At 62.6% G+C, this 10,554-nt stretch carries 7 protein-coding genes; 4 read left to right on the top strand and 3 right to left on the bottom strand.

The genetic code is table 11. From position 1 onward, the window contains the following. Nucleotides 1-56: 56 nt before the first annotated feature. Complete coding sequence (locus ACQKP2_RS05105; protein ID WP_427574875.1) at nucleotides 57-3,878, top strand: non-ribosomal peptide synthetase; 3,822 nt, start codon at nucleotides 57-59, stop codon at nucleotides 3,876-3,878. Then, a complete protein-coding gene (locus ACQKP2_RS05100; protein ID WP_427574873.1) occupies nucleotides 3,875-5,518 on the top strand; it encodes a cyclic peptide export ABC transporter in 1,644 nt (547 codons plus the stop codon). The genes ACQKP2_RS05105 and ACQKP2_RS05100 overlap by 4 nt, the downstream gene beginning before the upstream one ends. A 69-nt stretch (nucleotides 5,519-5,587) precedes the next feature. Here the strand turns inward: ACQKP2_RS05100 and fhuF are convergent, their stop codons facing one another. Next, nucleotides 5,588-6,277 (bottom strand): siderophore-iron reductase FhuF, encoded by a 690-nt coding sequence (gene fhuF / locus ACQKP2_RS05095; RefSeq protein ID WP_427574909.1) that lies wholly within the window; start codon nucleotides 6,275-6,277, stop codon nucleotides 5,588-5,590. Between the two features lie 199 nt (nucleotides 6,278-6,476). Between fhuF and ACQKP2_RS05090 the strand changes: the two genes are divergently transcribed. Further along, nucleotides 6,477-8,180 carry an ABC transporter ATP-binding protein/permease gene (locus ACQKP2_RS05090; RefSeq protein WP_427574872.1) on the top strand — a complete coding sequence of 568 codons (1,704 nt, stop codon included), beginning with the start codon at nucleotides 6,477-6,479 and terminating at the stop codon, nucleotides 8,178-8,180. Nucleotides 8,181-8,222: 42 nt separating this feature from the next. Here ACQKP2_RS05090 and ACQKP2_RS05085 read toward each other — a convergent pair whose 3' ends face one another. Then, on the bottom strand, nucleotides 8,223-9,158 hold the full coding sequence (locus ACQKP2_RS05085) for a Ppx/GppA family phosphatase (protein ID WP_427574870.1): 936 nt from the start codon (nucleotides 9,156-9,158) through the stop codon (nucleotides 8,223-8,225). A gap of 197 nt (nucleotides 9,159-9,355) precedes the next feature. Here ACQKP2_RS05085 and ppk2 point away from each other — a divergent pair, with 197 nt between their 5' ends. Continuing rightward, complete coding sequence (gene ppk2 / locus ACQKP2_RS05080) at nucleotides 9,356-10,273, top strand: polyphosphate kinase 2 (protein WP_427574869.1); 918 nt, start codon at nucleotides 9,356-9,358, stop codon at nucleotides 10,271-10,273. Here ppk2 and ACQKP2_RS05075 read toward each other — a convergent pair. Next, nucleotides 10,267-10,554: hypothetical protein (locus ACQKP2_RS05075; RefSeq protein WP_427574868.1), on the bottom strand; the 288-nt coding region annotated here is incomplete at its 5' end. The genes ppk2 and ACQKP2_RS05075 overlap by 7 nt on opposite strands.

Here is a 10,554-nt window from a genome sequence, read left to right as displayed (position 1 = left end):
CTCCTCATTGCCGTGAACCTCGCGCCCATGTCCCCCTTTTTCGTACAGGTTTCAGCATGACTCAGACTCACGAACAGACGCCATTCGAAGGCTTCGAACTGTCGCCGCAACAGGCTCGGCTGTGGCGTCTTCAACAATCGCACCTGGCCCCGACCGCACAGCGGGCCACGTTGCGTATCCGCAGCGAACAGGTGCTGGACAGCGCACGTTTGCACAGCAGTTTTCACGCACTGGTGCAGCGCCACGAAATCCTGCGTACCCGCTACCAGCAACTGCCAGGCCTGTCGTTGCCGATGCAAGTGATCGACGATTGGCAAGACCCCGCCATCGAGCTGCAACTGGCCTCCGACGGCCATTCGCTGACGCTTCAGTTGCCGGCATTGCATATGGACAGCACCAGCCTGGGCTGCCTGGCCGAAGAATGGGCTGCGAGTTATCTGCAAGCGGCGCCACAGGACCCGCCGCTGCAATACGCCGACTATGCGGCGTGGCGCCATGAGTCGGTGGATGACGAACAGGGCCGCCAGTTCTGGACCGAGCAATTCGCCAATCTGGTCGCCGATGTGCCATTGCCCTGGCAGCAGCAGGCTGCATCGGGTGCATTGCTCGAACCGGGTCGGCTGCCATTGCCGCTCGATGGCGTGACCTTGCAGCGCCTCGACGCACAGGCCGCCAGTCTCGGTATCAGTGGCGGCACACTGGTACTCGCGGCCTGGGTGGCACTGTGGCAACGCTACAGCGAAGCTGAACAGCTGACCCTCGCTTACGAAAACCAGACGCGTCCCGATGTACTGGGCGATGCCCTGGGTCTGTTTTGCGAACCCTTGCCGCTGACCCTGGACACGGCGCCGCAGCTATCCTTTGCCGCGCTGTGTCGGCAACTGAACGAACGTGCAGGCCTGCTCAACGATGCCCGGGACAGTTACCCCAGTCATTTGAGCAACGTGCCGGTGCTGGCAGGCGTGGGCTTTCGCCAACTCACCGACACACCCGGCAGCGCCTTGAACGATGCCGGCTGGCAAATCGACGTCGCCGACAGCGTCGGCACCGCCTGTGCGTTGCTGTTGCAATACCAGCCGCATGCCAGCCACGCCTTGTCGATTCATTTTGATGCCACGCGTTACACCCCGGCGCAGGTGGAGATCCTCGCCGGCCAACTGCTGAGCGTGATCGAACAAGGCTTGCAGGCGCCGCAGGCCTCGCTCGGCTCGTTGGCGACCTGCAACGCCGCCGAGCAACGACGGGTGACCGGCGAGCTGGCCGCATCGCCGGCCCTGACCCCGGCGCAGGAGCAGCTGTACGCCACGACGTTCGCCCTGCCCCACCTGGCGGCGTGTTTCGCCATGGGCTCGGGCGCCGATGCAGAGCGCCCGGCAGTGACCGGGCCGAGCGGTACCTTGAGCCATGCCGAACTGGACCGGCGTGTCACGGCCCTCACCCGGCAACTGCTCGCCCATGACCTGGAACCCGGTGCGCGGATCGCCCATTTCCTGCCGCGTGACATCGATGCCGTGGTGGCCCTGGTGGCCATTCTGCGTGCAGGCGCCTGTTACGTCCCGGTCGATCCTGCCTACCCTGCCGAACGCATCGAACACATTCTGCGTGACAGCCAGGCTCGCTTGGTGCTGACCCACAGCGCCCGCGTGCAAGACCTGCCGGCGGACTGGCAGCCTTGCGCGCTGGCCATCGATCAGGACTTGCCGACAGTGCCGCAGCGCGATGCGCCCGAGACCGCGCGGGATCAACCGGCCTACCTGATTTACACCTCCGGCAGCACCGGCCAGCCCAAGGGCGTGGTGATCAGCCATGCCAACGCCCTGCATTCGCTGGCGGCGCGGCTGGCGGGGTATCCGCGCCCGGTGGAACGCTTCCTGCTGCTGTCGTCGTTCGCTTTCGACAGCTCCATTGCCGGGCTCTTCTGGAGCCTGGCGCAGGGCGGCTGCCTGCACCTGGCCAGCGAAGCCGAGCAAAAGGATCCGTTGCAACTGGCTCGACTGATCCGTGACAACCAGGTCACGCACCTGCTGGCGTTGCCTTCGCTGTATGCCCTGTTGCTGGATGAACTGGGTGACACCCCGAGCCCGCTGAACACCGCCATCGTCGCGGGCGAAAGCTGCCCGCCGGCACTGGTCGCCCAGCATTATCGCCAGCAGCCCGGCGCGCAGCTGTACAACGAGTACGGCCCGACAGAGGCTTCGGTGTGGAGCACCGTCGCCCTCTGCCGGCCGGATCAGGCCGCCGGCAGCGTGCCCATCGGTCGCGCCATCGCCCACACCCGTGTGTACCTGCTCGACAGCGACGGTGCGCCCGTATCGCGGGGTCTCAAGGGCGAGATTCACATCGCGGGTCCCGGGCTGTCCGCCGGCTATCTGGGCTTGCCGCAGATGACCGCGGAAAAATTCCTGCACGCCGCGCATCCCGCCCTGGACGGTCAGCGCCTGTACCGCACCGGCGATTTCGCCTGGCAGGATCTGGACGGGCAACTGCGCTTCCTGGGCCGTAGCGACTCGCAGGTCAAGCTGCGCGGCTACCGCATTGAATTGGGTGAAATCGAGACCGCGTTGTGCCGCATCAGCGGCGCCCGGCTGGCGACGGTGTTGCTCGACTCCACGCAGGCAGAACCGGCCTTGCGCGCCTTCGTCGAATCGACTGCCGCGCTGTCGACCGACAGCGTGCGCGACGCCCTGGCCGCCCTGCTGCCGGCCCACATGATTCCCGCCGACATTCAGTGGCTGGATCAGTTGCCGCGCACCGCCAACGGCAAGGTCGACAACCGTGCGCTGCTGGCCCGTGTGCCGAATCGCAGCCTGGCGACCTACGCAGCCCCCGAAGGCCATGTGGAGCAGGTGCTCGCGGCGATATGGCAAGAGTTGCTGGAGATCGAGGTGATCGGTCGCCATGACGACTTCTTCGCCCTCGGCGGTCACTCCCTGCTGGTGGTGCGCATGACCGCGAGGTTACGCACCGTCCTGGGCATCGAAGTGCCGGTCAACGTGATATTCCAGTACCCGACGCTGGCGCGCCTGGCCGAACAGATCACCCGGGCGGAACACACCGGGACGCTTATCACGCTGCAAGCCGGCAGCGCGGGACAGGCGCCCTTGTTCTGCCTGCACCAGCCTTCGGGCGCCGTTCATCACTATGTGCAAATGGTCGCCGGGTTGCCGGAGCACATGCCGGTTCATGGCATAGCCCTGCCGGAGTCACTGCGTGATCAAGACCTCGTCGCCCTGGCCAGCCACTACTTGCCACAGATCCGCCAGATTCAGCAGCAGGGACCTTATCGTCTATGCGGCTGGTCCATGGGTGGCCTGCTGGCGCTGGAACTGACCCGGCAACTGGAGGCGCAAGGGCAATCGGTGGAGTGGCTGGGCTTGTTCGACAGCACCTTCCATGCCGGCGATGAGCCGCTGCAATGGGAGGCGCTGTACAGCCTCGTGCAGCAGGAACTGAGCAGCGATGGTCGTCAACGACTCGCCACGCTGTCCCCGCAGTGCCTGAGTGAATTGCGCCAGGCCACGGATGAACTGGGCCGTGTAGAGCAGTTGCGTTTCGCCCTGCTGCAATGGGCAGGCGCCAACGGCCTGGACCTTCAGGCACCCCAGGCCTACGTCGAGCAGACGCTCAACGTCATGGCCGACGCCCGCCGTTGGGTCAACGGCTATTCAGTGCCCGCCGTGGCGGCGACCCTGCATCTGTGGTGGGCCGAACAGACCCTCGCCGAGCGCCCCGACCTGCCCGCACAGTGGGACGCGATCAGCCGGCAGACCTGTCATCATCGGGTTGCCGCCGATCACGAGACGATCCTTGGGCAACCTGCCTTCCATGAACAACTGAACAAATCGCTGGCCACGGCCTCGACGGAAACCGTCGCATGAACCTGATTCTTTATCTCTACCGCCAATCGGCCCGCCTGCTGGCATTGGCATCCATCACCGGCGCACTGGGTGGGCTGGCCAGTGCGGGGCTGGTGATTCTGATCAACCGCGGGCTGGCCGACCCGCAGCAGCTGCCGGAACTGGCCCTGGCCTTTTTCGGCCTGTGCGCCGGCATGCTGCTGAGCAAGCTGTGCTCGGAAATTTCGCTGCTGCACCTGACCCAGAGCGCGATTTTCCAGATGCGCATCGATCTGTCGCGCAAGTTGCTGGCGACGCCGCTCAAGCGCTTGCAGGGCATGGGTAAACACCGTTTGCTGGTGATTCTCACCGAAGACGTGCACACCTTTACCGCCGCGTTCGAATGGGTGCCGCTGCTGTTCGTCAACGCCGTGGTGACGCTGGCGTGCTTCGCCTATCTGGCGTGGCTTTCGTGGTCGTTGCTGGCCATCCTGGCGGTGTTCCTGCTGGTCGGCCTGGTGGCGTTTCACCTGGCCGAGCGCGGGCCATTGAGCCATCTGGAACGGGTGCGCCAGCAAAAGGATGTGCTCTACCAGCACTTTCGCAGCCTGATCGAGGGCAGCAAGGAACTGCAACTGAACAATGCCCGTGGCGAGGCGTTCGTCGAGCGGGTCATCCGTCCGGGTGCCGACGAGTTTCGCACGCGTTTCCTGCGCGGTATGGCCGGGTACTCGGTGGTGGCCAACCTCGGCACGCTGCTGTTCTACCTCAACCTCGGCGTATTGCTGTTTGTCGTGCCGTTCTGGTTGCCGCAATCGATCACCGTGCTGACCAGCTTCACCGTGACCCTGCTTTATCTGGTGCGGCCGATTTCCGACCTGATGATCGCCCTGCCCTCGTTGCGTCAGGCCAGCATTGCCCTGAACCGCATTCGTCAACTGGATGCCGAACTGAGTGGCCAGGATCAGGCCCCGGCTGCGACGGGCAACGCGTTTGCCAGCGAAGGCCCGATGCGCCTGCTGCTCAACGGCGTTTGCCATCGTTATCCGGGCGAACATGAGGATCACCCGTTCATGCTCGGCCCGGTGGACCTGACCCTGGAACAGGGCGAACTGGTGTTCGTGGTGGGCGGCAACGGCAGTGGCAAGACCACGCTGTCGATGCTGCTGCTCGGGCTCTACGCCCCGGAAAGTGGCTGCGTGGTGCTCAACGGCGTGGAAGTCGACGACGACAATCGCGAGCAATACCGTCAGCACTTTGCCGCCGTATTTGCCGATTTCCACCTGTTCGAACATTTGCTGGGCGACGAAGGGCCGGACGCCGCACACCGCACCGCCGAAGCGACCCGCTACGTCAAAGCCCTGGGGTTGGGGCACAAGGTCAGCATCGTCGACGACCGTTTCTCCACCGTGGAGCTGTCCACCGGCCAGCGCAAACGACTGGCGCTGGTATCGGCCTATCTGGACGACAAGCCGTTCTATCTGTTCGATGAATGGGCCGCCGACCAGGACCCGACCTTCAAGCGCGTGTTCTACATGGAGCTGTTGCCGGAGTTAAAGGCCAGGGGCAAAACGGTGATCGTGATCACCCACGACGACGCTTACTTCCAGCAGGCCGATCGGGTGCTGAAAGTCGAAAATGGCCGAATCACCCAGGTCGAGGCCCACGCGGCCTATGCCTGATGAGCTGTAATCCCCGCGACTGGCACTCGCGGGGATCAGGGCCATGAGATTGGTATCCGCTGTCGCCGCTCAATGGTCCTGATAGATGGCGAGCAGGTAACTTATCTGCTCTGCCACCGGCAAGCGATGCAGCTTCGGACAGGACTCGCAAAGCACCGGCGGCTCGCCTTCGACCGGCTCGTGCAACTGGTAATGCAGGCAGCAATGCCGGCGCAATGGCAGTTGCGGGGAAATCTGCGGTACAGGGGATTTGACCATGCGTTGCAGTCCGCGCAATTTCAGGCGGCCATCATTGACCATGGCCTGCTCCAGCCACCGGTGCGCCTCGGCGAAGCCATCCCTGGACAGATCGGCGTCCATCCTCGCGAAAATACCGTCCCAGATCGCGACCAGGTTGCCCCACAGTATTTTCGTGGCCAGGCCTCCGAAGGCGGCCAGGGTAGCGAACAGCGGTGCTAGGTGTTCATGAATCAATCGCGACCAGTAGGCCGCACGGTCTTGCGCAGCCAGGGCAGGCAATTGCGCATCCAGACCCAGCGCCAGGGGTTGACCGTTATCGTGCAACAGCACGACCCCCTCTCCCCGGAAATCGATCGCGCATTGGCGCGTAAGCACACAGGCCAGGGCAGCCGGCAGAATGATGACCATATAGTTCATTGACCACTGCGAAACCACGGCCGCGCGGTTCACCCCTGGATAAAGCAGGGCGAAGCGGTCCAGCAAAGGCTGCAACAGGACGGGATCGGCGAGCCGGTTCAGCGCGATGGAGGGTTGGTCGCCGGTTTCATGCCGGATGACCTGCGCAATGGGCGGCCAGCCCTGGCTGAGCCATTCTGGAAATTCGATAACCCGTCTCCCGTGACTTTCCCTAAAGAATGCAAACGATTAGCATTGGCAAATCCTATCCTCCCTCTTCCGCAAACTCAACGTCGCAAGCGACCGGGCTCATTCAGACCACATGCAAACACTTCGCAATTTCTGGCGTCTCGCAGGGCCTTTCTGGTCATCCGAACAGAAGTACCCGGCCTTGCTCCTGCTCGTGGCAACCGTACTGATGACCCTGTGCCTGGTGGGCGTCAATATCCTTACCAACTTCTGGAACCTGCACTTTTACAACGCCCTGCAGGACAAAGACTATGCGGGATTTCTGCTGGGCGGCTTGCAATTCATCCTGCTGCAGGTTGCAACGACCACGTTTACCGTCGCCGCGTTTCACTTCCAGCAAAAACTGACGTTGCGCTGGCGCCGTTGGGCGACCTGCAACCTGCTCGAACAATGGCTGGGCCACCAGCGCTACCAGAAGCTGAAACTGACCGAGACCGACGTCGACAACCCGGATCAGCGGATTGCCGAGGACATCGACCTGTTCATCATCAAATCCCTCAAGCTGAGCCTTGGGTTGCTGACGTCAGTGGTGTCGCTGTTTTCCTTCCTGCATATTCTCTGGCAAGCCTCCAGCCTGGTCAGCGTACCCTTCGCCGGACAGTCCCTGATCATTCCGGGGTTGCTGGTGTGGATCGCCATCCTCTATGCGCTGCTGGGCACCGGCCTTGCGTTCTGGCTGGGACGCGCCTTGCCACGGCTCAATTTCATGCAACAACGACGCGAAGCCGATTTTCGTTTTGCGTTGATGCGTTTGCGAGAAAACGCAGACTCGGTGGCCCAATACCGCGGTGAGGCCGTGGAAAACGTCCGTTTCAACCAACGCCTGGAGGCCGCGCTGGAGAACTTCTGGGCACTGGTGAAGAAGCAGAAGCTGATCATGGGTTACTCAACCTTCTACCTGCGCAGTGCCACGGTGATCCCGATGTTCATCATGGCGCCGCAGTTCTTCGCCGGGGCCTTTACCCTGGGTCGCCTGACCCAGATCAGCGCCGCCTTCGGCGAAGTGCACTCGGCCATCGCCTACCTTGTGGAGGTGTTCCCGGAGCTGTCGGCGTGGAAGTCGGTGATCGACCGGTTGATTGGCTTCCAGGAGCGCCTGGATAACGTCGACATCCAGTCGAATGTCATCGTCGGGCAAACGTCCAATGGCCTTCACATCAAGAATCTGGACATCTGGCTGCCGGACGGCCGGCGTTTGTTCAGCGACTTCAACCTTTCACTGCAACCCGGTGACAGCCTGCTGATCAGCGCCCCGTCCGGTTACGGCAAATCGACGTTCATCCGCACGATCACCGGGCTTTGGCCCCATGCCAGCGGTTCGGCCAACTACGACCGCAGTGGTGCGCTGACACTCTCGCAAAAGCCGTACCTGCCGCTGGGCAGCCTGCGCGAGTCGCTGTGGTATCCCAACCCGCCGGATCGTGATGCAGACGCCGCCGTACGCCTGGCCATGGCGCAGGTCGGCCTTGAGCACCTGGCTGAACAACTGGATGAGGAACTCGACTGGTCCCAGACCCTGAGCGTGGGTGAACAGCAACGCTGTGCCTTCGTGCGGGCCCTGCTGGCTCGCCCCGCCATCCTGTTTCTGGATGAGAGCAGTTCGGCCCTGGACGCGGCGAATGAAGCGCGCTGCTATCAGTTGCTCAAACAGGCGCTGCCGGACGCGATACTGATCAGCGTCGGCCACAATGCATCATTGGAACACTTGCATTGGCAGGTTCTGGAATTGAAAAACGAGGCGGACTGGGTGCACCGGGTTGCAAGGCAAACGGTGTGAATTCACGCAGGTCCCAGGCCCGTCATGTCACGTCACGTCACCTCAGTGACGGGACATCAGGCCATGCAGCACGCCGAAGCGCAAACCGGGTTCCGAAGGTGTCATGTGGGAAATGCCGAAGACCTTGAACGCTGCCAGCATAAGCACCAGGCCACCCGGCAAAATGCTCAGGCGATGGGCCTGCAGGCCGGCCAGGCGAAGCTTTTTCACATGCCCGACATCCAGCAGGCACAGCGACAGGCGCAGCAGGCCGCTGTAGGTGATGCCGCTCTGGCCCGGATCGTTGAGCCCGTTGGCGTTGAGTATCCGGGCCAGCATGCGGGCGGTGCCCGATGAGCCGATGGTCTGTTGCCAACCCTGGGCGCGATAACGGCGGGCCACCTTGTCGAACTCCAGCGTGGCGACAAGCTCCGCCTCAAGCAAAGCCTTGGCGGTGATACGGCCGCCGGCAAAATAGCGTGCACCAAAGGTGCCGCTGCCGATGGCGATGCTCTCGGTCACCAGTGGCTGGGTACCTTGCCCCAGAATCAGCTCGGTGGAACCGCCGCCGATGTCCACCACCAGGCGCATGCTTTGCGAACCCGGTACCGTGTGGGCCACACCGGCGTAGACCAGATGGGCCTCTTCCTGACCGGAGATGACGTCGATTCGAAACCCCAGGTGGCGTTCTGCGCTGGCCAGGAACAGTTGGGCATTGTCGGCTTCACGCACCGCGCTGGTGGCCACCGCCCGTACTCTGCCTGGCTCGAAGCCACGCAGTTTCTTGCCGAATCGCGCCAGTGCCTGCCAGCCCCGATCGAGCGCCAGTTCGTCCAGCGCCCCGCCTTGAAACCCTTCCGCCAGGCGTACTGGCTCGCGCAGGGTCTTGACTTCCTGAATCGTGAACTGCCGGTTTCGCTTCACCGGTTGGCCAATCATCATGCGAAACGCATTGGAGCCCAGATCGATGGCTGCAAATAGCGAAGCGTCTGCTTTCATGGCAAGAATTCCTGGCGGTTTCATCAGGTCGCGGACCGCATCAAGCCGTCCGCTCAGGGCGGTTTGCGACGATCCTGCCTGAGCTGCGTGACATCACGATGACAGCCCAGTGAATTTCGATAACACCTGTCCGTCACGACGCCGTCACAAGCGCAGGCCTAGCATGGACACTTCCAACTTCGTCCGGAGTTCCGACCATGCTGTTGACCAATGACACCCTGATGCAGCGCATCCACCGCGAGTTGCTGGATCACAGTGACGAAGAGCTGGAACTGGAATTGATGGAAGACGATCACGACCTCGAGGCGTTGTTCGATGACCACCCCGATGACAGCCCCGAGAAGCAGGCACGGCGCCGCTATTTCAGCGAGCTGTTCCGCCTGCAGGGCGAATTGGTGAAGTTGCAGAGCTGGGTGGTGAAAACCGGACACAAAGTGGTGATTCTGTTCGAAGGCCGCGATGCAGCGGGCAAAGGTGGCGTGATCAAGCGCATCACCCAGAGGCTCAACCCCCGGGTCTGCCGGGTCGCCGCTCTGCCCGCGCCCAATGACCGCGAGCGCACCCAGTGGTATTTCCAGCGTTACGTCTCGCACTTGCCGGCGGCGGGTGAAATCGTCCTGTTCGACCGCAGCTGGTACAACCGCGCCGGTGTCGAGCAGGTCATGGGCTTTTGCAACGCGGACCAATACGAAGAGTTCTTTCGCACCGTGCCGGAGTTCGAACGGATGCTGGTGCGCTCGGGTATCCAGTTGATCAAGTACTGGTTCTCGATCTCCGACCAGGAACAGCACCTGCGCTTTCTCAGCCGCATCCATGATCCGCTCAAGCAGTGGAAGCTCAGCCCCATGGACCTGGAGTCCCGCCGTCGCTGGGAGGCCTACACCAAGGCCAAGGAAATCATGCTCGAACGCACCCACATCAAGGAAGCGCCCTGGTGGGTGGTGCAGGCCGACGACAAGAAAAAGGCCCGGCTCAATTGCATCCATCACCTGCTGGGGCAAATGCCCTACGAGGAAGTGGAACTGCCGATGATCGAATTGCCGGAGCGAGTGCGCCAGGAAGACTACACGCGCAGCCCGACACCACCGGAAATCATCGTGCCGCAGGTTTATTGAAACCATCGGTCGGATTGCGCGCCCGAGCGCGTGGCGCCAATCCGTTCGTCATTATTCTGTAACCTCGGTGCAGCAATACTGGCGCCATACATCGCGTGCTTTTCCTGCTGCCCTCCTGGGCAGCTTTTTTTTGCCTGCACGAAGCTGCTTGTAGGAGCGAGCGGTGCGGCGATCCGACTTGCCCGCGAAGGCGGCAGGTCAGATCGCTGCACCGCTAATGTGGCAGGTACAGGATTTTGCGGAGGTACGCTTAACCCGTAGGAGCGAGGCTTGCCCGCGAA

The organism is Pseudomonas sp. NPDC089569, assembly GCF_050280625.1.
Taxonomy (GTDB): Bacteria; Pseudomonadota; Gammaproteobacteria; order Pseudomonadales; family Pseudomonadaceae; genus Aquipseudomonas.
This window is presented reverse-complemented; position numbering and strand designations above follow the sequence as displayed.

What these genes read in the sequence shown, in the direction of transcription:
- ACQKP2_RS05105 (WP_427574875.1), top strand. Translation starts at nt 57, where the DNA reads ATGACTCAGACTCACGAACAGACGCCATTCGAAGGCTTCGAACTGTCG.
- ACQKP2_RS05100 (WP_427574873.1), top strand. Translation starts at nt 3,875, where the DNA reads ATGAACCTGATTCTTTATCTCTACCGCCAATCGGCCCGCCTGCTGGCA.
- ACQKP2_RS05090 (WP_427574872.1), top strand. Translation starts at nt 6,477, where the DNA reads ATGCAAACACTTCGCAATTTCTGGCGTCTCGCAGGGCCTTTCTGGTCA.
- ACQKP2_RS05085 (WP_427574870.1), bottom strand. Translation starts at nt 9,158, where the DNA reads ATGAAAGCAGACGCTTCGCTATTTGCAGCCATCGATCTGGGCTCCAAT.
- ppk2 (WP_427574869.1), top strand. Translation starts at nt 9,356, where the DNA reads ATGCTGTTGACCAATGACACCCTGATGCAGCGCATCCACCGCGAGTTG.